At 60.7% G+C, this 22,615-nt stretch carries 20 protein-coding genes; 13 read left to right on the top strand and 7 right to left on the bottom strand.

What is annotated here, in order from left to right; translation table 11 throughout:
- Positions 1-2,338 (bottom strand): retention module-containing protein (locus KW841_RS14550; RefSeq protein ID WP_218477241.1); only part of this gene is annotated, 2,338 nt, incomplete at its 3' end.
- 588 nt (positions 2,339-2,926) lie between these two features.
- On the opposite strand from KW841_RS14550, the gene KW841_RS14545 reads away from it, so the two are divergent.
- The 3 genes from KW841_RS14545 (at position 2,927) to KW841_RS14535 (ending at position 7,971) form a co-directional block, all read left to right on the top strand.
- Entirely contained in the window at positions 2,927-4,285 is a 1,359-nt protein-coding gene (locus KW841_RS14545) for a TolC family outer membrane protein (RefSeq protein ID WP_102699035.1), read from the top strand.
- A 149-nt stretch (positions 4,286-4,434) separates the two neighbouring features.
- Positions 4,435-6,594 (top strand): type I secretion system permease/ATPase, encoded by a 2,160-nt coding sequence (locus KW841_RS14540; RefSeq protein WP_218477228.1) that lies wholly within the window; start codon positions 4,435-4,437, stop codon positions 6,592-6,594.
- Positions 6,595-6,603: 9 nt separating this feature from the next.
- Entirely contained in the window at positions 6,604-7,971 is a 1,368-nt protein-coding gene (locus tag KW841_RS14535; RefSeq protein ID WP_218477224.1) for an HlyD family type I secretion periplasmic adaptor subunit, read from the top strand.
- Positions 7,972-8,116: 145 nt separating this feature from the next.
- On the opposite strand, the gene KW841_RS14530 is transcribed toward KW841_RS14535, so the two are convergent.
- Both KW841_RS14530 and KW841_RS14525 read right to left on the bottom strand, forming a co-directional pair.
- Entirely contained in the window at positions 8,117-8,713 is a 597-nt protein-coding gene (locus tag KW841_RS14530; protein ID WP_218477220.1) for a tRNA-uridine aminocarboxypropyltransferase, read from the bottom strand.
- 5 nt (positions 8,714-8,718) lie between these two features.
- Positions 8,719-9,612 carry a LysR family transcriptional regulator gene (locus KW841_RS14525; protein ID WP_218477218.1) on the bottom strand — a complete coding sequence of 298 codons (894 nt, stop codon included), beginning with the start codon at positions 9,610-9,612 and terminating at the stop codon, positions 8,719-8,721.
- Between the two features lie 350 nt (positions 9,613-9,962).
- Between KW841_RS14525 and speB the strand changes: the two genes are divergently transcribed.
- From speB to KW841_RS14495, 6 genes are all read left to right on the top strand, one after another.
- Complete coding sequence (gene speB / locus KW841_RS14520) at positions 9,963-10,913, top strand: agmatinase (RefSeq protein WP_007972517.1); 951 nt, start codon at positions 9,963-9,965, stop codon at positions 10,911-10,913.
- A gap of 9 nt (positions 10,914-10,922) precedes the next feature.
- Positions 10,923-11,345, top strand: a complete 423-nt coding sequence (locus KW841_RS14515) for a nuclear transport factor 2 family protein (protein WP_218477216.1) — start codon at positions 10,923-10,925, stop codon at positions 11,343-11,345.
- Positions 11,346-11,400: 55 nt separating this feature from the next.
- Positions 11,401-12,912: a cytosine permease gene (locus KW841_RS14510; RefSeq protein ID WP_218477213.1), complete on the top strand. Its 1,512-nt coding sequence runs from the start codon at positions 11,401-11,403 to the stop codon at positions 12,910-12,912.
- A 163-nt stretch (positions 12,913-13,075) separates the two neighbouring features.
- Positions 13,076-14,455 (top strand): sodium:solute symporter, encoded by a 1,380-nt coding sequence (locus tag KW841_RS14505; protein WP_218477211.1) that lies wholly within the window; start codon positions 13,076-13,078, stop codon positions 14,453-14,455.
- 86 nt (positions 14,456-14,541) lie between these two features.
- Complete coding sequence (locus KW841_RS14500) at positions 14,542-15,267, top strand: MBL fold metallo-hydrolase (protein ID WP_218477209.1); 726 nt, start codon at positions 14,542-14,544, stop codon at positions 15,265-15,267.
- A gap of 70 nt (positions 15,268-15,337) precedes the next feature.
- The gene (locus KW841_RS14495; RefSeq protein WP_095963797.1) at positions 15,338-15,589 is read left to right on the top strand and encodes a phosphopantetheine-binding protein; all 252 of its coding nucleotides are present in this window, start codon (positions 15,338-15,340) and stop codon (positions 15,587-15,589) included.
- A gap of 237 nt (positions 15,590-15,826) precedes the next feature.
- Here the strand turns inward: KW841_RS14495 and KW841_RS29695 are convergent, their stop codons facing one another.
- Together KW841_RS29695 and KW841_RS14490 are read right to left on the bottom strand one after the other, a co-directional pair.
- Positions 15,827-15,955, bottom strand: a complete 129-nt coding sequence (locus KW841_RS29695; protein WP_256357819.1) for a PA1414 family protein — start codon at positions 15,953-15,955, stop codon at positions 15,827-15,829.
- Between the two features lie 135 nt (positions 15,956-16,090).
- Positions 16,091-16,984 carry a LysR family transcriptional regulator gene (locus KW841_RS14490; RefSeq protein ID WP_104450467.1) on the bottom strand — a complete coding sequence of 298 codons (894 nt, stop codon included), beginning with the start codon at positions 16,982-16,984 and terminating at the stop codon, positions 16,091-16,093.
- Positions 16,985-17,088: 104 nt separating this feature from the next.
- Here KW841_RS14490 and KW841_RS14485 point away from each other — a divergent pair, with 104 nt between their 5' ends.
- On the top strand, positions 17,089-18,270 hold the full coding sequence (locus KW841_RS14485) for an MFS transporter (protein WP_218477207.1): 1,182 nt from the start codon (positions 17,089-17,091) through the stop codon (positions 18,268-18,270).
- Here KW841_RS14485 and KW841_RS14480 read toward each other — a convergent pair.
- Both KW841_RS14480 and KW841_RS14475 read right to left on the bottom strand, forming a co-directional pair.
- Positions 18,215-19,147, bottom strand: coding sequence for a DMT family transporter (locus tag KW841_RS14480; RefSeq protein ID WP_007972501.1), 933 nt, complete (start codon positions 19,145-19,147; stop codon positions 18,215-18,217). The two genes, KW841_RS14485 and KW841_RS14480, sit on opposite strands and share 56 nt — an antisense overlap.
- Positions 19,148-19,326: 179 nt before the next feature.
- Positions 19,327-20,163 (bottom strand): S1 RNA-binding domain-containing protein, encoded by an 837-nt coding sequence (locus KW841_RS14475; RefSeq protein ID WP_218477205.1) that lies wholly within the window; start codon positions 20,161-20,163, stop codon positions 19,327-19,329.
- Positions 20,164-20,513: 350 nt separating this feature from the next.
- Between KW841_RS14475 and KW841_RS14470 the strand changes: the two genes are divergently transcribed.
- The 3 genes from KW841_RS14470 to KW841_RS14460 all read left to right on the top strand — a co-directional run bounded on the left by KW841_RS14470 (position 20,514) and on the right by KW841_RS14460 (position 22,577).
- On the top strand, positions 20,514-20,702 hold the full coding sequence (locus KW841_RS14470; RefSeq protein ID WP_015096330.1) for a hypothetical protein: 189 nt from the start codon (positions 20,514-20,516) through the stop codon (positions 20,700-20,702).
- Positions 20,703-20,907: 205 nt separating this feature from the next.
- Positions 20,908-21,630: a TorF family putative porin gene (locus KW841_RS14465; protein ID WP_218477202.1), complete on the top strand. Its 723-nt coding sequence runs from the start codon at positions 20,908-20,910 to the stop codon at positions 21,628-21,630.
- Positions 21,631-21,707: 77 nt separating this feature from the next.
- On the top strand, positions 21,708-22,577 hold the full coding sequence (locus KW841_RS14460) for a DUF6279 family lipoprotein (protein ID WP_218477199.1): 870 nt from the start codon (positions 21,708-21,710) through the stop codon (positions 22,575-22,577).
- Positions 22,578-22,615: the final 38 nt, after the last annotated feature.

The raw sequence follows: 22,615 nt of genomic DNA, 5'->3' as shown, positions 1-22,615 counted from the left end.
CGGTCGCGGCGTTGAAGCCGGTGATGGTCAGCGTGCTGCCCAGTGGTGTGGTGATCGATTGCGGGAAGCCCGCGGCTACGCCTCCCGTGACCACGGCGATGCCGCCGACGGTCAGGGTGGTGACACCATCGAGGGCAGTGACTGTGAAGGTGCCGTTCTGGGTCAGCGCGGTGCCATCCGGTGCGCTGCCGTCGCTGAGGTTTTTCTCGAAGACGGTGAGTTCGCCGCCCTCGACGTTCAAACCGCCAATCGTCACTGGATCATCGTTGTTGTGGATCTGCAGCACCAGGTTGGCAGTGCTGCTATCGCCGTCCGCGTCGGTGATGGTGTAGGTGAAGGTGTCGGTGCCGTCGCCACCGCCGTGCAGGGCTTTGAAGTCGGCATCGCTGGTGTTCAGGGTGTAGGTGTAGGTGCCATTGGCGTTCAGCACCAGGGTGCCGTAGGTGCCGGTGAAGGTGCCGGGGGTGATCGGGCCAGTGCCTTCACCGATGGTCACCCGGTCGGCGCCTTGTACGTCGTTGCTCAGCACGTTGCCGTTGAGGGTCAGCAGGGTTTCCGACGCCGTCGAAGCATTGCTGTCGTTCACGCCTTGTGGCAAGTCGTCGACGATGTTGACGTCCAGTGAACCGGTCGCCGTGGTGCCGTTGTCATCGACCAGAGTCACGGCGAACTGCTCAGGCAGGGTGTTCGCACCGTTAGCCGTCGGGTGCGCTTCGTTGTCGTTGAGGGTGTAGCTGTAACTCACCACACCGGTCGCCGCGTTGAAGCCGGTGATGGTCAGCGTGCTGCCCAATGGCGTGGTGATCGATTGCGGGAAGCCCGCCGCCACACCCGCGGTAACCACGGCAATGCCGCCCACGGTCAGGGTGGTCACGCCATCCAGTGCAGTGACGGTGAAGGTGCCGTTCTGGGTCAGCGCCGTAGCATCCGGTGCGCTGCCGTCGCTGAGGTTTTTCTCGAAGACGGTCAACTCGCCGCCCCCGACATTCAATCCGCCAATCGTGTCCGGGTCATCGTTGTTGTGGATCTGCAGCACCAGGGTCGCCGTACTGCTGTCGCCATCGGCGTCCGTCAGCGTATAAGTGAAGCTTTCAGTGCCGTCGCCACCGCCGTGCAACGCCTTGAAATCCGCATCGCTGGTATTCAGCGTGTAGGTGTAGGTGCCGTTGGCATTCAGCACCAGGGTGCCGTAGGTGCCGGTGAAAGTGCCGGGAGTGATCGGCCCGCTGTTTTCACCGACCGGCACACGGTCAGCGCCTTGCACATCGTTGCTCAGCACGTTGCCATTCAGCGTCAGCAAGGTTTCCGAGGCGATGCCATTACTGTCGTCGACCGCTTGGGGCACGTCGTCGGCGATGTTGATATCCAGCGAACCGGTGACGCTATCGCCATTGCTGTCGCCTGCCACCACGGCGAAGTGTTCACCGAGGGTATTGCCCCCCTCACCGCTTGCATGGGTTTCGGCACCGTTGAGGGTGTAGCTGTAACTGACCACGCCCGTGGCCGGGTTATAGCCGGTGACGGTCAAGGTGCTGCCCAGCGGGGTAGTGACCGACTGCGGAAAACCTGCCGCCACGCCGCCGCTGATCACGTTGATGCCGCCGATGCTGAGGCTGGTCAGCCCGTCGGGCGCATTGACGGTGAAGGTGCCACTTTGGGTCAGCGCACCAGGGTTGCTCGCCGAGCCGTCGGCCAGGTTGGCCTCATTGACGGTCAGTTCGCTATTGTCCACCGACAGGCCATCAAGGGTGACCGGATTGTTCGGCACCGGCGGCGTTACTGGCGGAACCACAAGGGTATCGGCCGCTACGGCGTTATTGTCCGGATTAGCGTTCAGGCGTTCTTCGGGAAGTTCGGGAATGCCGTTGAAACCGGCAGTAGGGAAACCGATGATGGGATCGACTCGCCCACCCACTTCTTCGAGCATGACGAAACTATGGCCGCTGCCCGCGATGCCACCCGGTACACCGGCAGTCGTGGTAGGCCCGGCAGCAGTGGCTTCAGCGGTCTGGGTCGGGTCGTCGCCCGCCGCAATGGCTTTTTGCAGCTGCTCGACATCCGTCAGCTGTGCCTGGCTTGGCGTCACCGCCTCGGACGAGTCCACGTGGGGAATCTGATTGGCGAGCAATTGCGGGGTCATCTGCATGCTGCTGCCGCGCCCGAGGGTCAGTTCCTGGCCATTTTGCAGATGCACCGCTACCGCGCCTTCGGCGCCGGTGCTCAGTTGGTCGCCGGCGAACAGTTTGTCCCCCTCGACCAGCGCGCGCCGGGTGCCGTCGCTCGCAACCGCGAACACCTGACCAATGACCTTACTGACGATTCCGATGAGCGTAGCCATGTGCACTTCCTCCGCTGCCAACCGCTGTCGGCACCTTGTTTGTGCGAAGAACGTGCTCATGGCTCAAGCGGGTTGTCTGGCGGATCGTGTTCCGGGGTCCCGGTTTACTTGAGTAAGCCGAGGCCCCGGCAACGATCTCGCCCAGCCATTCGCTCACGGCGCTGTTTGCGGTTTAGGGAAAACTCCTCTGCAATCAATGGCATCGGATCCCTGTACGCAACAACCTTGCCTGTGAACGATGCGTAACGATCTTGAATCACTCAAGTGACAAAAAACCGTCACCCTTAGATCGCTAGCGTCCCTCCCCTCCAGCACTTCTCCGCTCTAAGTCGATAAGTGGATTGGAACTTTCCTCAAACCCCGACGAGCGCCCCAGAGCTCATAAAACAAGGGCTTTCGCATTGAACAATGTGCTGGATTTCGCAGAGCGCATAAGTTTTTTTTGGCATAACCGTTATGAAAAAAATTTCTTAGCTACGCTCCAGAATGTTCTTAGCTCTTTTGTTAAAGACATGAAACAACTTTACCTATAAATGTCGTCAAATAATTGGCGACTGATAAGCACCATCAGGAATCAGGGAGATGTACATGCGCCTATTAACCCCCCTCTGCAGCGCGGTTCTTTTGGCCATGGCCTGCTCGTCCCAGGCTCAGGCCATGACGCTGACCGAAGCGATCCAGAGCACCATCGCGACGCACCCGGAACTGGCATCGCGGGTGGACAGCCGTCTGTCGGCTGACGAGGACGTGAAGGTCGCCAAAGGGGGCTTTTATCCATCGGTCGATCTGAACGCTGCTTACGGGCGCGGGTACAGCGATAACACCAATACCCGGGCGCTCGGCAATCACCACACCGAAATCCTCAATTACACCCAGTCGGAATTGCGCCTGCGGCAAATGCTGTTTGACGGGTTCAACACCGCCAATGAAGTCGAGCGCACCAAAGGCGTGGTCAACTCGCGAGCCTATTACGCTCAGGGAACGGCTCAGGATCTGGCCTTGCGTACCACCGAGGTCTATCTCGAGGTGCTCAAGCACCGCGAACTGGTAACCCTGGCCAAGAACAACCTGCAAGCGCACTTGCGGGTCAACGACCAGATCGGCCTGCGCACCCAGCGCGGCGTGGGTAGCAACGCCGATGCCGACCAGTCCAGCGCTCGCCGGGCACTGGCAGAAAACAACCTCGACACCGCCGAAGTCAATCTGGCTGACGCCGAGTCGAACTTTTACGCCGTTGTCGGGCGTATGCCCGATGAACTCGAAGCCCCGCCGTCGATTCGCGGTGAAGTCCCTACCTCCCTGCCCGAAGCCCAGCAGAGCATGGTGGAAAACAACCCTTACCTGAAATCCGCCCAGGCCGACGTGCAATCGGCCGAAAGCCAGTACGAAGTTGCCAAGTCGCCCTTCTACCCACGCCTTGACGCCGAGGCGGCAGTGGGCGCGAACAACAACGTGCAGGGTGACGAAGGCCACGACAACGAGTGGCGGGTCGGCGTGGTAATGAACTACAACCTGTTCCGCGGCGGCAGCGACAAGGCGCGTCTGGCCTCCGACGCGCACAAGATCAACCAGGCCATGGACATCCGCAACAATGCCCTGCGCCAGCTCAACGAAAATATTCACCTGGCCTGGAACGCCATGGTCAATGCCAAGAAACAAACCCCGACCGCCCGTGAATACGCCGACACCAGCAAGCGTGTACGCATTGCCTATCAGGATCAGTTCGGCCTCGGCCAGCGGACCCTGCTTGACCTGCTCGACAGCGAAAACGAACTCTACAACGCCAACCGTCGCTACACCGAAGTGCGCTACACCGAAGAGTTTTCGATGTACCGCATCCTGGCGAACATGGGTCAGTTGTTGAGCAAACAACGGGTCGTACTGCCCGCCGACGCGATCGCCCAGACCGAAGTGACAAACGAAGCTCGTCTGCCGGAAATGAAATAACGAAGTACCCGTGCAGGAGCGGCCGCAGGCTGTGATCTTTTGATCGTGTTTGCTGAAAAGCAAAGTCAAAAGATCGCAGCCTGCGACAGCTCCAACAGTGAGATATGCAGATATCTGTCAATTGCCACAGAGCAACGGGAGCAATCAATTTGACCAGCATGGAACCCGGCAACACCGGTGTCGATCCGCGCCTGAGCTTCGATGACCCGCTTCTGGACGGTCTGCTGATCCTCTGCAAACTCCACGGTGCGACGGTCAGTCGCGCCAGCCTCAGTGCCGGGCTCCCCATGGCACACCAACGCCTGAGCCTGGACCTGCTGCCCCGTGCAGCGGCCCGGGCCGGTTTGCAGGCGCGCCTGCTGCGCCGTGACCTCAAGGACATCTCGCCACTCAACCTGCCCGTACTGCTGTTGCTCAACAACGGCCGCACGGCTGTCCTGCGTCGTTATGCCGAGGACGGCAAGGTGCTGATCCTGCCCAGCGAAGCCGACGGCGGCGAACAATGGCTCAGCCCTGAAGAGCTGGCCGAACACTACAGTGGCCAGGCGTTGTTTGCCCGGCCACGCCACGAACTCGAAGACTTGCGCTCGCCGCTGGTGCCTCGGGTCCAGGCCTGGTTCCGCGATACGCTGAAGCTGTCGAAATGGCTGTACAGCGACGCGATCCTGGCGAGTTTCCTGATCAACCTGCTGGGTCTGATGGTGCCGCTGTTCGTGATGCAGACCTATGACCGCGTGGTACCGAACCAGGCCACTTCGACCTTGTGGGTGCTGGCGATCGGTCTGCTGATCGGCACCGCTTTCGAACTGGTGCTGCGGGTCGTTCGCGCGCACCTGCTGGATACCGCCGGCAAGAAAACCGACGTGATCCTGTCCGCCACCCTGTTCGAGCGCATCACCGGCATGGCGATGAAAGCGCGGCCGGCGACCATCGGTGGTTTTGCCCAAAGCATTCATGACTTCCAGGGCCTGCGGGAGTTTCTCACCGCCGTGACCCTCACCAGCCTGATCGACCTGCCCTTCTGCCTGCTGATGCTGCTGGTGATCGGCCTGCTCGGTGGCTGGCTGGTGGTGATTCCGATCCTGGCGTTTCCCATCACCATCATTTTCGCCATGGTGATCCAGGTACGCCTGCGCGACACCGTACAGAAAAGCCTCAGCCTCGGTGCCGAACGCCAGGCGTTGCTGATCGAAACCCTCAGCGGCCTGGAAACCCTCAAGGCCTGCAGCGCCGAAAGCGAACGCCAGCACAAATGGGAAAGTACCCACGGCGCCCTCACCCGTCTCGACAGCCATGCGCGCAACCTTTCGGCCCTGGCCACCAACGGCACGCTGTTCATCCAGCAGCTGTCGGGCATGGCGACCATCGTCGCCGGGGTCTACAGCATCATCGCCGGCAACCTCAGTGTCGGCGCCCTGGTGGCCAGCTACATGCTCGGCAGTCGGGTGCTGGCGCCGCTGGGACAGATCGCCGGCCTGATCACCCGCTACCAGCAAGCGCAACTGACCATGAAAAGCACCGACGCGCTGATGGGCCTGCCCCAGGAGCGCGACACCAAACAACGGCCTCTGGAGCGCACCCAACTGCAAGGCGCGCTGGATGTTGTCGGCGTGACCTTCCACTACAACGGCCAGAATACCCCGGCACTGGCCAACGTCAGTTTCAGCGTGAAACCCGGTGAGCGAATCGGCGTGATCGGTCGCAGCGGCTCGGGCAAAAGCACCCTGGCGCGGCTGGTGATGGGCTTCTACGAACCCGAAGAAGGCCAGCTATTGCTCGATGGCCTGGACTTGCGACAGCTGGACGTCGCCGACCTGCGCCATCAGATCGGTTACGTCGCTCACGACCTGCCGCTGCTGGCCGGCAGCCTGCGCGATAACCTGACCCTCGGCGCGCGCTACATCAGTGACTCACGCATGCTCGAAGTGGCCGAACTGACCGGCGTCACCGAACTGGCCCGGCAACACCCGCAAGGCTTCGACCGGCCCGTGGGTGAGCGCGGACAGTTGCTGTCCGGTGGTCAGCGCCAGGCGGTTTTGCTGGCCCGGGCCTTGTTGCTCGACCCGCCGATCCTGCTGCTCGACGAACCGACCAGCGCCATGGACAACAGCAGCGAAGACATCCTTCGGCAAAAACTCCACGGCTGGGTCCAGGGTAAAACCGTGCTGCTGGTGACTCACCGCACCTCGATGCTGAGCCTGGTGGATCGGCTGGTGGTGCTGGACAACGGACGGATCGTCGCCGACGGGCCGAAAGAAGCAGTCATCGATGCACTGCGCAAGGGCCGTGTCGGCTCTGCGGCCGTCTAGGAGTTGGCCATGTCTGCTGACCTGCCTGTATCAACGAAAGGACGTGGCTACTTCAACAGCTTCGGCAAAAGCGCCGAAGTCGAATTCATGCCGGAAACCGCCGGCGCCTCGTTGCAGGACTCACCGCGCTGGTCGCGGATCACCGTGTGGCTGGCGGCGGCGTTGCTGATCAGCGCGCTGGTCTGGGCCAAATTCGCCGTGTTGCAGGAAGTCACCATGGGCGAAGGCAAGGCGATTCCGTCGAGCAAGGTCCAGGTGATCCAGAACCTGGAGGGCGGCATCGTCACCGAAATTTTCGTCCGCGAAGGGCAGATGGTGAACAAGGGCGACACCCTGCTGCGCCTGGATGACACGCGCTACCTGTCGAACAAGGGCGAAAGCGAAGCCGATCGCTACGCCTTGACCGCGCAGGTCGAACGGCTCTCGGCCGAAGCCGAAGGCCGGCCGTTCAAGCTGTCAGAAGAAGTGATCGCCAAGGCTCCGCAAGTGGCCGAAGACGAGCGCTCGCTGTACGAGCAACGGCAACGTCGACTCGCGAGCGAACAGCGCACACTGTCGGAACAACTTCGGCAAAAAACCCAGGAACTGGCAGAGTTCCGCTCGAAACAGGGGCAATTCAGTTCAAGCCTGGCGCTGCTGCAGCAAGAGATGAACATGTCCACACCGCTGGTGGGCACCGGTGCCGTGTCACCGGTGGAAATCCTGCGCCTCAAACGCAGCGCCGTGGAGATTCGCGGCTCGCTGAACGCCACTACACTGGCGATTCCCCGGGCGGAATCGGCGATCAACGAGATCAAAAGCAAGATCGACGAGTCGGAACAGACCTTCCGCTCGGAAGCCGCCAAAGAGCTGAACGAGAAACGCACCGAGCTGTCGAAAATCACGGCATCGAGCATCGCCATCGACGACCGCGTGACCCGCACCACCGTGGTCTCGCCGGTGCACGGCATCATCAAGGTGTTGAAGGTCAACACCATCGGTGGTGTGGTCCAGCCCGGCAGTGACATGGTGGAAATCGTGCCGCTGGAAGACAACCTGCTGATCGAAGCCAAGGTCCGCCCGCAGGACGTTGCATTCCTGCATCCGGGTCAGAAAGCCATGGTCAAGTTCAGTGCCTACGACTACACGATCTACGGCGGCCTGAGCGCCAAGCTGGAGCTGATCGGCGCCGACACCATCACCGACGACAAGGGCAACAGCTTTTATCTGATTCAGGTGCGCACTGACAAAAACCATCTGGGCGGGGATGTGAAACCGCTGCTGATCATCCCGGGGATGGTGGCGACGGTGGACATTATTACCGGGGAGAAAACGGTGCTGGATTACCTGCTTAAGCCGGTGTTGAAAGCGCGGACCGAGGCGATGCGGGAAAGGTAGGCAACCTCCAAAATCTGCTGTGACTGATCTGCCGCTTTCGCGGGCAAGCCCGCTCCCACAGGTTCATTGGCGTTCGCAAACTTTATGTACAACACGAACACTGTGGGAGCGGGCTTGCCCGCGAAGAGGCCGGCACATACGCCGATCACCTGTCGGCATGATTACGATGGTAAACCTCCTCCCCCATCGCCGCAATCTGCCCCTCGATCAACGCCTCAAACGGCTTCAACAACGGCGCAAACGAAGTCGGCGCTTCGAGGGTTTCCAGCGTCTGCACAATCGCCTCCACCGTCGACAACGCCCCGGGTCCCGGTGCCTTGCGCAGCCGATAACGGGACACACCGCCTTCGGCCAGCGTCACCCTCGGCAACGCCGCCAGCAGCGGATTGAGGTGCAACATCTTGCGTGCCTTGCGCCAGGTGCCGTCCGGGACGACCAGCAACATCGATTCATCTGAGGAGCCATAGGCTTTCATCGGCTGCGCTTCTTCGCCCGGAAACAACAACCGCGCCGTATATCCCGGACGATTCAACAACACCGGCAAATCCTCGAACACCTCACCCACGATCAACTCGGCATTATTCAAGCCCAACGCCGCCAACCGCGCCGTATTCAGCGCATGGTTCACTTCGCTCGGATGCTGCAACAGCAACACCCGGGTGCGGCTGTCGAGGCTCGGGATCAACGGGCACAGGCAATGAGATTGCGGACGCAGGCAGCGCGGGCACTGGATTCTGGACATCTTCTTCACACCTGATTCAGTTGGGCTTTAAGCAAATCACGGAACGTCTGGATCAGTGGCTCGCGGCTACGGCCCCGGCGCACGATCATCGAGAACGGCGCCTGATAACCAAAGGTCGCCGGCAGCAACACCCGCAAGTCGCCCTTGTCGGCCCAGGCCTGGGCGTAGTGCTCCGGCAGGTAGCCGATGTAGGCGCCCGACAGCACCAGAATCAACTGGGCTTCCATACTTTCCACGGTCGCGGCGCTGTGCTTGAAGCCGTGACGCGCCAGCTCGGCCTGGCTCCAGTAGCCACGGCCGACCATGCGCTGCTGGGTGATGACCTGCTCGGGAATGCGCCGCTCGTTGAACAGTGGATGCCGCGTGCTGCAATACAACCAGTGTTGTTCACGGTACAGCGGCATATACACCAGGCCGCTCATGCGCGTGGAAAACGCACCGATGGCCAGGTCGAGACGGTTGTCCTGTACGCCGAGCTGCAGTTCGTAGGGGCTCATCACCGACAGGTGCAAGTGCACGGCTGGGTGTTCCTGGCTGTAGGCGCCGATGGCTTCGGCGAACGGCAGGGCCTTGTCGCTGACCGTGGAGTCGATCACCCCGAGGTTCAAGGTGCCGCGCAACTCGCCCTTGAGGGCGGCGGCGTACTGCTCGAAGCCTTCGAGTTCGCCCAACAGACGCAGGGTTTCCTGATGGAACAACTCACCCTTGCTGGTCAGGCTGAACCCGCCACGACCGCGATGGCAGAGCACCAGGCCGAGGGCCGCCTCGAGCTGGCTCATGTAGGTGCTGATGGCCGACGTCGAGAGGTTGAGCTCCTGCTGGGCGTTGGCGAAACCCTGGTGACGCACCACGCTGACGAAGATGCGCAATAGTTTCAGGTCGGGTAAAGCGTTGGCCATGGAAATGCTCCGAGCTCGGGGTAACGCACACCGCTGAAGGTAATGAAGATCATTGTGGGAGCGAGCTTGCTCGCGATAGCGGTGGGTCAGTCAATATTGATGTTGACTGGCCCACCGCTATCGCGAGCAAGCTCGCTCCCACAGGTACTGTACAACTCATCACTTTGAAGGATGAGGCAACAAGTCTATCGCCCTCCCCGCCATTAGTTTAGAAAAATCTGAACTAAGTATTTGCCCGTAGCGATTCTTCCCGGCCACTACATTTCGCAGAATCGGTGCCACAAGGTGCGCTCGTACTTCCGTGAACGGCGCAACCACATAAATAAAACAACGACGATGAGGCCCTACCCGTGGACAAGATTCTTCACCAACCACTGGGCGGCAACGAAATGCCGCGCTTCGGCGGCATCGCCACCATGATGCGACTCCCCCACTTGAATACCGCTGCCGGCCTGGACGCTGCCTTCGTAGGCGTGCCGCTGGACATCGGTACTTCCCTGCGCCCTGGCACCCGTTTCGGGCCTCGCGAAATCCGCGCTGAATCGGTGATGATTCGCCCGTACAACATGGCCACTGGCGCTGCGCCGTTCGACTCGCTGTCGGTTGCCGACATCGGCGACATCGCGATCAACACTTTCAACCTGCTGGATGCCGTGCGGATCATCGAAGAGTCCTACGACAACATCCTCGAACACGACGTGATCCCACTGACCCTGGGCGGCGACCACACCATCACCCTGCCGATCCTGCGTGCCATCCACAAGAAACACGGCAAGGTCGGTCTGGTGCACATCGACGCTCACGCTGACGTGAACGATCACATGTTCGGCGAGAAAATCGCCCACGGCACCACGTTCCGTCGCGCCGTCGAAGAAGGCCTGATTGACCCGGACCGCGTGGTGCAGATCGGCCTGCGCGCCCAGGGCTACACTGCTGACGACTTCAACTGGAGCCGCAATCAGGGCTTCCGTGTGGTTCAGGCCGAAGAGTGCTGGCACAAATCGCTGGAGCCGTTGATGGCTGAAGTCCGCGAGAAAGTCGGTGGCGGTCCTGTCTACCTGAGCTTCGACATCGACGGTATCGACCCGGCCTGGGCGCCAGGTACCGGCACCCCGGAAATCGGCGGTCTGACGACCATCCAGGCGATCGAGATCGTTCGTGGCTGCCAAGGCCTCGACCTGGTCGGTTGCGATCTGGTAGAAGTCTCGCCCGCTTACGACACCACCGGCAACACCTCGCTGCTGGCCGCCAATCTGCTGTACGAAATGCTCTGCGTACTGCCTGGCGTAGTCCACCGCTGAGGATGGTTCATGAACGAACGCGATCAGGTTCTGAAAGCCGCCGCCGATCTGGTGTCCGCTTTTGCCCGTAACGATCGCGAAGCCTACTTCGGCGCTTTCAGTGCCGATGCCAGCTTCGTCTTCTACACCCTCGAAAAGCCCCTGCTGTCGCGCGACGCCTACCAGGCGATGTGGGACAGCTGGCGCGCCGAGGATGGCTTCGAGGTGCTCTCGTGCACCTCGAGCAACGCTTTCGTCAGCCTGCAGGGTGACGTGGCGATTTTCATCCATGACGTAGCCACAGAGCTGCGCATGCAAGGGGAGCAGCACTTTAGCCAGGAGCGCGAGACGATTGTTTTCAAGAAACAAGCGTCTGGCCAAGAACAACAAGGCCTATGGCTGGCCTGCCACGAACATTTGTCCGCGATGCCGGAAGGGCTGCCACCCCCTTAGCCAACACAGGTGACGCTCACGCACGATGAGCGCGCCTTTATGATCGGAGCTGATCATGAATAACAACAACAAAGACCAAAGCCTTACGCAAATTGAAACCCACGGGGTCGAACAGATCCCGGACAACGAACGCACCGCAGGCCCGACGGACTTGTTCCGGATGATCTTCGGGGGTTCCAACACCTTTGCAACCGCCGTTCTCGGCAGTTTCCCGGTACTGTTCGGCCTGTCTTTCCAGGCGGGCGTCTGGGCGATTGTGCTGGGCGTGTTGCTGGGTTCGCTGATCCTCGCGCCAATGGGCCTGTTCGGCCCGATCAACGGCACCAACAACGCCGTGTCTTCCGGTGCACACTTCGGCGTGCACGGGCGGATCGTCGGTTCGTTCCTGTCGCTGTTGACCGCCATTGCCTTCTTCTCGCTCTCGGTGTGGAGTTCGGGTGATGCGCTGATCGGTGGCGCCAAACGCCTGATCGGCCTGCCGGAAACCGACCTGACCCTGGGCCTGGCCTACGGTCTGTTCGCGATCCTGGTACTGACCGTGTGCATCTATGGCTTCCGCTTCCTGCTGTGGGTCAACAAGATCGCGGTGTGGAGTGCCAGCCTGCTGTTCCTGCTGGGGATCTTCGCCTTCGCAGGTCCGTTCGATGCGAACTACGCCGGTAGCGTCAACATGGGTCAGCCAGGTTTCTGGGCCGCCTTCATCGGCGCTGCACTGGTGGCCATGAGCAACCCGATTTCCTTCGGTGCGTTCCTCGGCGACTGGTCGCGCTACATTCCGCGTGACACCTCCAAGCGCCGCATCATGGCGGCGGTGGTGATTTCGCAGATCGCAACGTTCATCCCGTTCCTGTTCGGCCTGACCACCGCCACCATCGTAGCGATCAAGGCACCGGACTACATCGCGGCCAACAACTATGTCGGCGGCCTGCTGGCGGTATCGCCAAGCTGGTTCTTCCTGCCGGTGTGCCTGATCGCGGTGATCGGCGGCATGTCCACCGGTACCACTTCGCTGTACGGCACCGGCCTGGACATGTCCAGCGTATTCCCACGGGTACTGTCGCGGGTCAAGGCCACGCTGCTGATCGGTGTGATGTCGATTGCCTTCATCTTCATCGGGCGCTTCGCGGCCAACCTGGTGCAGAGCGTGTCGACCTTCGCTGTGCTGATCATCACCTGCACCACCCCCTGGATGGTGATCATGATCATCGGCCTGCTGGTGCGTCGCGGCTTCTATTGCCCGGATGACCTGCAAGTGTTCACCCGCGGCGAGAAAGGTGGCCGTTACTGGTTCACCCACGGCTGGAACTGGCGTGGCCTGGGTGCCTGGATCCCGAGCGCGGCCGTCGGCCTGTGCTTCGTGAACCTGCCGGGTCAGTTTGTCGGGCCACTGGGCGAATTGGCCGGTGGTATCGATATCAGCCTGCCCGTGACCTTGGGCCTGGCCTCGCTGGTGTACCTGGCGCTGCTGAGCCTGTTCCCGGAATCGCGCGAAGTGTTTGGCCCGAATGATGTTCGTAGCCGTGGTGCCAGCGCCGTTGCAAAAACTGAAATACGTCAGCCCGCCTGACACAGATCCACTTGTGGGAGCGAGCCTGCTCGCGAAGACGGCGGCACATTCAACATCGATGTGACTGACCGAACGCCTTCGCGAGCAGGCTCGCTCCCACAGAAAGCAGACCCACAGAAACGCCTTTGTTTCACATAAAAAAGACAATCGGAGACACGCCATAATGGCTTTGGATTTATTCGTTGTACTCATCTACGCCGCCGCGATGTTGCTGCTTGGCTATTACGGCATGCGCAAGGCCAAGACCAACGAAGACTTTTTGGTCGCCGGTCGTAACCTCGGCCCAAGCCTGTACATGGGTACCATGGCTGCCACCGTTCTGGGCGGCGCGTCCACCGTGGGCACCGTGCGTCTGGGCTACGTGCATGGCATCTCCGGCTTCTGGCTGTGTGCCGCGCTGGGTTGCGGGATCGTGGCGCTGAACCTGTTCCTTGCCAAACCGCTGCTGAAACTGAAGATCTACACCGTTACCCAGGTGCTGGAAAAACGCTACAACCCGATGGCCCGCTCCGCGAGCGCGGTGATCATGCTGGCCTACGCACTGATGATCGGCGTGACCTCGATCCTGGCAATCGGCACCGTTCTGCAAGTATTGTTCGGCCTGCCGTTCTGGATCTCGGTTCTGCTGGGCGGTGGCGTCGTGGTGATCTACTCGGCCATTGGCGGCATGTGGTCCCTGACCCTGACCGATATCGTCCAGTTCGTGATCAAGACCGTGGGCCTGATGTTCATCCTGCTGCCAATCTGCATGTACCGCGTCGGCGGCTGGGATGAGTTGGTAATGAAACTGCCGGCGGCGAGCTTCAGCTTCACCACCATCGGCTGGGACACCATCATCACCTACTTCATGATCTACTTCTTCGGCATCCTGATCGGTCAGGACATCTGGCAACGGGTGTTCACCGTCAAGACCGCCAAAGTGGCTCAGGTTGCCGGTACCGCTGCCGGTATCTACTGCATTCTCTACGGTCTGGCCTGCGCCCTGATCGGCATGGCTGCACACGTACTGATCCCGGATCTGGACAACGTCAACAACGCCTTCGCCGCCATCGTCAAACTGTCCCTGCCGGACGGTATCCGTGGCCTGGTGATCGCTGCCGCACTGGCCGCCATGATGTCCACCGCCAGCGCCGGCCTGCTGGCCGCTGCCACCACCCTGACCGAAGACCTGCTGCCGAAACTGCGTGGCGGCAAACAGTCGAGCCTGGGCCTCAACCGTCTGGTCACCATGCTGACCGGTATCGTGGTGTTGGGTATCGCCCTGGTGGTCAACGACGTGATCAGCGCCCTGACCCTGGCCTACAACCTGTTGGTGGGCGGCATGCTGATCCCGCTGATGGGCGCGATCTTCTGGAAACGCGCCACCACCGCCGGCGCCATCGCCAGCATGGGCATGGGCTTCGCCACCGCGCTGCTGTTCATGTTCAAGGACGGCCTGGATGCCAACACCCCGATCTACTACAGCCTCGGTGTAGGCCTGGTGAGCTTCGTGCTGGTCAGCCTGTTGTCCCGTCGCACGGCTTTGGTGGCGAGCGCCGCCTAAGCTGAAACATAACGACTCGATGCTTTCTTCGACGGGTGTGGCGTCGGTTGCCACACTCGTTTTTTTTCGTCTGAAGGAAACTGCTTATGAAGATCGTCAGCCGCGATCAGTGGTTCGAAGTCAAACATCTCAGCGACGGCATCCGCTTGATTCACGAGCCGTACATTCGGCCGTTCTACCGCTGCAACCTCTGGCACATCCAGGGCCGTGACAAGGACCTGCTGCTGGACAGCGGCTCGGGCCTGGTCAGCCTGCGCGAGCAACTGCCGTGGATCACCGAGCGGCCGCTGGTGGCCGTGGCCAGCCACTGCCATTTCGATCACATCGCCGGTCATCACGAATTCGCCGAGCGCCTGGTGCATCCGGCCGAAGCAGACATCCTGGCCGCGCCGGATGGCGAAAACGACTTGAGCAAAGCCTTTGTCGGCGACGACATGTTCGAGGCGCACCCCGATTGCCCGTTGTGCTACGCCGAATACCGGGTCAAGGCCGCGCCGGCCACGGGGTTTGTCGAAGATGGAGATGTGCTGGACCTGGGCAACCGCGTGTTGCAGGTCGTGCACACACCGGGACACTCGCCGGGCGGCATCTGCCTGTACGAAGCCGCCACCGAGACCTTGTTCAGCGGCGACATCATCTACGACGGGCCGCTGATCGAAGACGCCTACCATTCCAACCTCGAGGACTACGCTCGCAGCCTGCAACGCCTGCATGCGCTGCCGATCCGCACGGTGCATGGCGGGCATTTCGGCAGTTTTTCCGGAGAGCATTTGCGCGGCATGATTGACGAATGGCAACGCTCACACGGCTAAAGCCTGCTGTACTCAACGGCAGGGACTGCATCGGCAGGGAGAACTGCACCCACCTCCTCGAAGAACGATCATGAAAGAAGCCGCCCTTCGTGCTGTCGTACATCGCTACATCAGCCGCCTGCTGGAAGGCCGGGATGACTTCGACGACAACGCCAGCCTGGCGCAGTTGGGATTGGACAAAAAAGATATCGAAGAGCTGATCTTCCATCTGGAAGATGAGCTGGGTGTGACGGCGTTTACCGTGGAAGAAGACCGGATGCTCAAGACCGCCAGGACGGTGAATGATTTGAGCCGGTTTTTGCTGGAGATTGGGCGGGATTGAGGCTGAATGCCAAGTATGTTGCCAATGATAATCAGGACTGAATGGCAGGATGCTGCTCTGTGGCGAGGGGGCTTGTCGGAACGCCGCATCGCCCCGTTGGGCTGCGCAGCAGCCCCAAAACCCTTCAACCCGGTTACATCTGGCGGACCACGTCAGGCGATTTACGACTGCTTCGCAGCCGAACGGGGGCAAGCCCCCTCGCCACAGCAAGCCCCTCTCACTGGCGATCCGGAGCCATTACCGGCGTCGCGGCTGGCGCCGACGCTGCTCGTCGTCAGTACGAACAGGCACGGGTTGCAGAGGCGGTTCGATCAAGCCGAGCGCCACGCCCAGGTCATGCAGCCAGTTTTGGATTTTCTCTTTCATGGTGCCCCCTTCAGGGTAGTGCCGAGCGGCCAAAATTCTGTAGCCCCTTCGCACTGATAATAGTCCGAAGTCCTACGCAATGCTCGTGCAAAGTCGCAATGATCTGTTACTGAATCCATCACAATCAGCCGGCGTTCAGGCAATTTCCCGCGCCTGCACCGGTGTCGACGGAAAAACCGCCTGTTGCTGCTCGATCCAGGCATTCAGGTTGGCCCCGACCATGCCCTTGCGCCACATCAGCCAGGTGGTCGCGCTTGCAAACGGCTCGGCCAACGGATGCACGGCCACACTCTCGCGGCCCGGCAGGCTGGCGAGCATCGACTCCGACATCAGCGCCACACCGGATCCGGCAATCACACACGCAAGCATTCCCGGATAGGACTCGATCTCCATCGCCCGGCCCATCGCCGCATGGTCATGGGCGAACCAGGCCTCCAGGCGCATGCGGTAGGAGCAGCCTTGACGAAAGGTGAACACCGCGCGGCCTTCCACATCCAGCGCGTTGCGCACGGGCGGATGATCGGCCTCGCTGATCAGCACCAGGCGCTCGTCGCACAAGGGCACACCGTCGAGCCCGGCCAGCTCCATAGGGCCATCCACCAGCGCCGCATCGAGTCGACCGGTGAGCAGGCCTTCGAGCAACTCACCGCTGGGACCGGATTGCACTTGCAGGTTCACCGCCGGATACAGGCGGTGATAGCGCGCCAACAACCCCGGAAGGTGGATAGCGGCCGTGCTGTACATGGTGCCGAGCACGAAGTCGCCCGCCGGTTGCCCGCCCTGCACGGCCGCGCTGGCTTCGTCGCGCAGCGCAAACAGCTTGGCGGTGTAGTCCAGCAGGACTTTCCCCGCAGGCGACAGCTGCAAACGCTGACGCTCGCGCAGGAACAGTTCTACACCCAGTTGCTCTTCCAGCTGTTTGAGCCGGGTCGACAGGTTCGACGGCACTCGATGCAGCCGTTCGGCGGCCCGGGTGATGGACCCCTCTTCCGCCACCGCCTGGAAGATGCGTAATTGGCTGAACTCCACGACATTCTCCAAAAAAGAACAAGTTACTCACTATTATTCATTTTTAAAGAAAGTCAATCAGCCCTAGCCTGACGGTCATCGATCCTCTGAACGGTATCCAGACCATGTCTCCCCTGATTCGCTTATCCGCCAGTTTCGTTGCCCTGATGATGGCCATGGGCATCGGCCGTTTTGCCCTGACGCCGCAACTGCCACACCTGCTCAGCGAAGGTCAGATCGACCTGACCGCCGCCGGGCTGATTGCCGCCGCCAACTACCTCGGTTATTTCATCGGCGCGGTGGACGCCATGTTTTCCCGGCGTCCACCGCAAGTACGTCGGCGTTTGCTGGGCGGGTTGTGGCTCTGCGTATTGCTGACCCTGGCGTCGTTCTGGGCCAACGGGTTCTGGTCGCACCTGCTGCTGCGCTTCGGCACCGGTGTGGCCAGCGCCTGGGTGTTGGTGATGATCACCGCACTGAGTCAGCCGCTCGCGGCAGCGGCCGGTCGTCCCCGGCTCGGCGCTCTGGTCTTCGCCGGACCGGGCCTGGGGATTTTTCTCACAGGTTTGTTAGCCCTGGGCTCCAATCTGCTGGGCCAGACGTCCGCCACCTTGTGGCTGGTGTACGCCGCCGCAGGGCTGGCGATGCTGCTGGGGATTTTGCCGTTCCTGCCGCAAGCGAGCGCAATCGCGACCGCTGAACCCGGCGCCAGCGCACCGGGCACTCAAGGCATCGCTCGCCTGGGCTTGATCTACGGCTTGTACGGGTTGGGCTACATCATCCCGGCAACCTTCCTGTCGCAAATGGCCAATGCGCAATTCCATGGTCAATGGCAGGCCGACCTGTTCTGGCCGTGCTTCGGACTTGCGGCGGCTACGGGGGTGGTGCTGGTGAGTCTGCGTCGCCAAAAAGCAGGCGCTACGCGGCGCTGGTTGATGGCAACGTTATGGCTGCAAGCTGCGGGCGTGTTTGCCTGCCTGCTGGCCAACGGTCCGGGGCTGGCATTGGGTGTGATCCTGTGCGGCACGCCGTTCCTGGCCTGCATGCAACTGGTGATCCAGCGTTCCCGGGAACTGGCCCCCCATGCCACCCAGCGCAATGCCGGCCTGCTGACGGCCTGCTTTGCCGTAGGACAGCTCAGCGGGCCATTGCTGGCGGCGCTCAGCAGTCATTTCAGTGGCGGCTTGCAGCCGGCACTGGTGGTCGCCGGTTGCGGCTTGCTGATCGCCGGCGGTCTGTTGCTCGCGCCGGTCAGTGCTGCCCCAGAGCCTTGCGCAAACGACGGCGCAGCCACTGCTCAGCGCTGACAAAGGTGATGCCCGCCAACACCAGCACGGCGCCGAGGATGAAGTTCAGGCTCAGGTGCTCGCCCAACAGCACGACACCAAAGGTGACGCCAAACAACGGCGTCATGAACGAAAACACCGCGAGATTCGCCGCCAGGTAACGGCGCAACAGCCAGAACCAGACCAGGTAACTGAAGAACGACACCACCACGCCCTGAAACAGCACACTGGTGACCGCCACGGTGGTCAGGCTGACATGGGTGATCTGGCCGCTGAGCAGCGCGATCAACAGCAAACCGAAGAAACCGACAATCAATTGATAGAACAGCGTCAGGGTCACCGGCGCTTCCGACAGGCGCGAGGCGCGCACCACCACCGTGGTCGCGCCCCAGGCGGCCCCCGCCAGCACCCCCAAGGCATCGCCCATCAACATGCGGTAATCAAGGTTGTCCCAGGACACCCCGCCAGCAAACGCGATGGCAATCCCGATAAAGGCCAGGACAATCCCCAGCCATTGCAGGGGCCGCAAACGCTCACTGGGCAATAACCAGTGCACACCCAATGCCGTGAAGATCGGCGCGGTGTAGAGGAACACCGACATGTGCGCCGCCGTGGTCAGTTGCAGGCCTTCGGAAATGAAGAAGAACTCCAGGCCGAACAAGGCACCGGCCAGCAGACCGCCGCGCCAGGTCGTACTCACCTGGCTCCAGCCACCCTTCCAGCAGATCAGCAGCCCGACCAGCAACGCCGACATGCCGGAACGCCCGGCCGCCTGCATCACCGGCGCAATATCAGCCGCCGCCCACTTGATCATCACCTGCTGAACGCCCCAGATCAGGCACAACCCGACCATCACTTGCAGGGCAAACCCGTCGGTACTGCGCCGGGTGGCGCTCACCGGAACACCTCGAAGACACAATCCATGGCAAAGACTCGGCAGTAAAAGCAAAACCCCGGCTGTCGATTATCAACCAGAGGGCCGGTAATAACCCTGTAGGAGCTGCCGAAGGCTGCGATCTTTTGATCCTTAAAATCAAGATCGCAGCCTTCGGCAGCTCCTACAGGGGCAGAGTGGGATCAACTCAGATCAATGCGATCGGCATGAATGACAATCTGGCCATTCTTGTACAACGCGCCAATGGCCTTCTTGAAGTTGCCCTTGCTGACACCAAACAGACTGCTGATCAACGCCGGATCGCTCTTGTCGCTCACGGCCAGGGTGCCGTTGTTTTCACGCAACTTGGCGAGGATCTTCGAGTTCAGGCTGGTAGCCGCTTCCTGGCCGACCGGCTGCAGGCTCAGGCTGATCTTGCCGTCGGCGCGAACTTCCTTGATGAACCCCTTTTCTTCTTTACCGGCGCGCATGAACTTGAAGATTTCGTTCTTGTGGATCAGGCCCCAATGCTTGTTGTTGATGATGGCCTTGAAGCCCATGTCCGTGGCTTCGGCCACCAGCAAGTCCACTTCCTGGCCAGCCGTGTAGGTGGCCGGGGTCTTGTCCAGGTAGCGGTCCAGGCGCGCAGTCGCGGTGATGCGGCGGGTGTGCTTGTCGAGGTAGACGTGTACCACCACATACTCCCCCGCCGTCATCTGACGCTTCTCTTCGGAGAACGGCAGCAACAGGTCCTTGGGCAAGCCCCAGTCCAGGAATACGCCGATGCTGTTGACTTCAACAACTTTCAAACTGGCGAATTCACCCACTTGAACTTTTGGTTTTTCAGTAGTGGCGATGAGTTTGTCATCGCTGTCCAGATATATAAAAACGTTGAGCCAGTCTTCATCTTCGCTAGGAATATCTTTTGGAATATAACGATTGGGCAGAAGGATTTCGCCATCCGCGCCACCGTCCAGATATAAACCGAAGTTAGTGTGTTTAACCACTTGCAAACTGTTGTAACGCCCGACTAAAGCCATGTCCAATACCCTCATTGCGTGGGCGGCATTCTACCCGGTTTTAAGCGCAGCGTTCGGCCCCCGGCCCGGTGGCGCGAGAAAATCCTCTGAAGGCCTTGATTTTCACGGGCTTTCATCGCATGCCTGGCCGCTCGTCAGGCCGATCCGGGCATTTACGCCATGCCCAGACAAGCGTCACTCGGCATTTTTCAAGGCATGTTCTTATTTAAAACAGCGGCTTAGACGTATATTTCGAATATTGTCCGAGGGCTGATTACCCCGACCTCAGGATTATTGCGAGGGGATATTTGCCAAGCAATTATCAGGTAATTCCTGTACGATGCATGGCCAAGTTAATTTTCTACAGGTTAATGGCCGCCATGCGCGTAAAAGCATCCACCAGCAAAGCAAAGCCAGCTCCAGCCGTTGAAACCAGCGAGTCGATCAACAGCCAGATCGCAGCGTTTCTCAAATCCGGCGGTGAAATCCAGCAAATTGCCAAAGGCGTCAGCGGCCAGACGTTCGGCCCGTCCAAGCAGATCACCCTGGGCAAAAAGTAACCCCTCGCGTCACCTGGTCCCAAAGCGCTTTGAGCCTCGAAGCGCTTGGACTGGAACCCTCGTCACTCCCGCCGCCCCCCCTTAAAATCCATCAAAATCGACGAACGGCCTTCGCTGCCGATGATTCGCCGGTATCCTTGCACGCGTCTGGATCAAGCGTTTCAGCGGGCTCGCCAGCCTGCCCTCGCTGTTCATGGAGTGACGCATGTTCAAATCTTCCTGTTTATCGGCATTGGTCGGCGGCCTGTTGGTTTGCTCCGCAGCACACGCACAAATCTTTCAGCGTGAGCTCGGTGCCTTCGACCTCAAGCTCGGCACCACCCCCACCCGCAGCATGGCCCAGGGCCTGGTCAAACCTTCTGCCGTCGGCTCGTTCCACGGAGGCCTGGACCTGAGCCACGACAGCGGTTTCTACGTGGGCCAATGGTCACCCAGCATGGGCATCAGCCCGGGGAAAGACCTCGAGATCGACTCCTACGCGGGCTTCAAACAACCCTTCGACCAAACCCTCGGCTACGAAGTGGGCCTGATCCGCTACAGCTACCCCGAAGTCACCACCCCTGACAGCCAGGAACTGTTCGGCGGCCTGACCTTGCTCGGCAGCCGTTTCGGCATCGCCTTCAGCAATGACCCGGACAAACAGAACAACACGCTGTTCGCTGACTTGAGCGGCAATCAACCGTTCGGTGTCGGCATCAGCCTGAAATACACCACCCACCAATTCAATACGCCAGTGGCGGTGGATGGCGGGTATGTGGGCAGCTTTACCGATTGGTCGCTGAAATTGTCCCGCCCGTTCATGGGCATCGACCTCGACCTGATCTACAGTGACTCCAGCCTGAGCGGCAGCGGTTGCTCGGCCTATGCCGGGCACAACAGCCAATGCGACGGGCTGGTGACGCTCAAGGCCGAACACGCATTCTATTGATCGGCTGAACTGCCGGCCCCCTCCCGGGTTCACAAGAGAATCAGACCCCGAAGACTGGCTTTCGCAAGGATTCGCCCATGTCCCGCTGGTTCAAACATATCGCCGTTGTGTTGACCGTTGCCCTCGCCCTCGGCGCCTGCAGCCGCGTGGGCCTGGCCTATCGCAATCTCGATGTGATCATCCCGTGGACGCTCAGCGACTACCTGGACATGAACGGCGAGCAAAAGAGCTGGCTGGACGAACGCCTGAAGGAACACCTGAGCTGGCACTGCACCACCCAGCTGCCCGGCTACCTCGACTGGCTGGACCGCCTGCAAACCATGATCACGACCAACCAGGTCACCGATGCTGCCTTGCAGGCCCGCGCCCACGAAGCCGAAGAGGCGATCACCGAGACCGCGCGGGAAATCACCCCGTCGGCCATCGAGTTGCTGCAAGGGCTGGATGACAAGCAAGTCGCCGAAATGAACGATGCCTTCGCCAAGGACCGGCGCAAACGCCAGGAGGAATACCTCAAGCCCACACTCGACCAGCAGATCAAGGAGCGCAGCGCGCGAATGGAGAAACGTCTGAACGACTGGCTCGGCCCACTGAGCAACACCCAGCACCAGCGGGTCGCCGCATGGTCCAGCGCCTTGGGTGATCAGAATACGCAATGGCTGGCCAATCGTGTCCATTGGCAGAAACAGTTCAGCGCGGCCGTTGCGCAACGCCACAGTCCGCAATTCCCACAAAGAATCGAGACACTTCTGATCAATCGCGAGAGCTTGTGGACACCCGCCTATCGTCAGGCCTTTGCCAACACCGAGGCCCAGGCACGTTCGCTGTTCGTGGATCTCATGGCTGCAAGCACACCGAGCCAGCGTGATCGTCTGCTGAAGAAAATCGAGGGTGTGAGAAAGGACTTCAGTGACCTGAAGTGCCTGAAAGCGGCGAAACAAGGCTAAGCGCCCCCCCAGTGGGAACTCACTCCCACAGGGTGTAC

It is taken from the genome of Pseudomonas sp. PDM28 (genome assembly GCF_019219115.1).
Lineage (GTDB): Bacteria > Pseudomonadota > Gammaproteobacteria > Pseudomonadales > Pseudomonadaceae > Aquipseudomonas > Aquipseudomonas laurylsulfatiphila.
This window is presented reverse-complemented; position numbering and strand designations above follow the sequence as displayed.

Bases quoted from the DNA above. Each gene is read 5' to 3' on its own strand.
- KW841_RS14545 (WP_102699035.1), top strand. From the start codon at position 2,927: ATGCGCCTATTAACCCCCCTCTGCAGCGCGGTTCTTTTGGCCATGGCC.
- KW841_RS14535 (WP_218477224.1), top strand. From the start codon at position 6,604: ATGTCTGCTGACCTGCCTGTATCAACGAAAGGACGTGGCTACTTCAAC.
- KW841_RS14470 (WP_015096330.1), top strand. From the start codon at position 20,514: ATGGCCGCCATGCGCGTAAAAGCATCCACCAGCAAAGCAAAGCCAGCT.
- KW841_RS14515 (WP_218477216.1), top strand. From the start codon at position 10,923: ATGAACGAACGCGATCAGGTTCTGAAAGCCGCCGCCGATCTGGTGTCC.
- KW841_RS14500 (WP_218477209.1), top strand. From the start codon at position 14,542: ATGAAGATCGTCAGCCGCGATCAGTGGTTCGAAGTCAAACATCTCAGC.
- KW841_RS14525 (WP_218477218.1), bottom strand. From the start codon at position 9,612: ATGGCCAACGCTTTACCCGACCTGAAACTATTGCGCATCTTCGTCAGC.
- KW841_RS14460 (WP_218477199.1), top strand. From the start codon at position 21,708: ATGTCCCGCTGGTTCAAACATATCGCCGTTGTGTTGACCGTTGCCCTC.
- KW841_RS14465 (WP_218477202.1), top strand. From the start codon at position 20,908: ATGTTCAAATCTTCCTGTTTATCGGCATTGGTCGGCGGCCTGTTGGTT.
- KW841_RS14495 (WP_095963797.1), top strand. From the start codon at position 15,338: ATGAAAGAAGCCGCCCTTCGTGCTGTCGTACATCGCTACATCAGCCGC.
- KW841_RS14530 (WP_218477220.1), bottom strand. From the start codon at position 8,713: ATGTCCAGAATCCAGTGCCCGCGCTGCCTGCGTCCGCAATCTCATTGC.
- KW841_RS14485 (WP_218477207.1), top strand. From the start codon at position 17,089: ATGTCTCCCCTGATTCGCTTATCCGCCAGTTTCGTTGCCCTGATGATG.
- KW841_RS14510 (WP_218477213.1), top strand. From the start codon at position 11,401: ATGAATAACAACAACAAAGACCAAAGCCTTACGCAAATTGAAACCCAC.
- KW841_RS14505 (WP_218477211.1), top strand. From the start codon at position 13,076: ATGGCTTTGGATTTATTCGTTGTACTCATCTACGCCGCCGCGATGTTG.
- KW841_RS14475 (WP_218477205.1), bottom strand. From the start codon at position 20,163: ATGGCTTTAGTCGGGCGTTACAACAGTTTGCAAGTGGTTAAACACACT.
- KW841_RS29695 (WP_256357819.1), bottom strand. From the start codon at position 15,955: ATGAAAGAGAAAATCCAAAACTGGCTGCATGACCTGGGCGTGGCGCTC.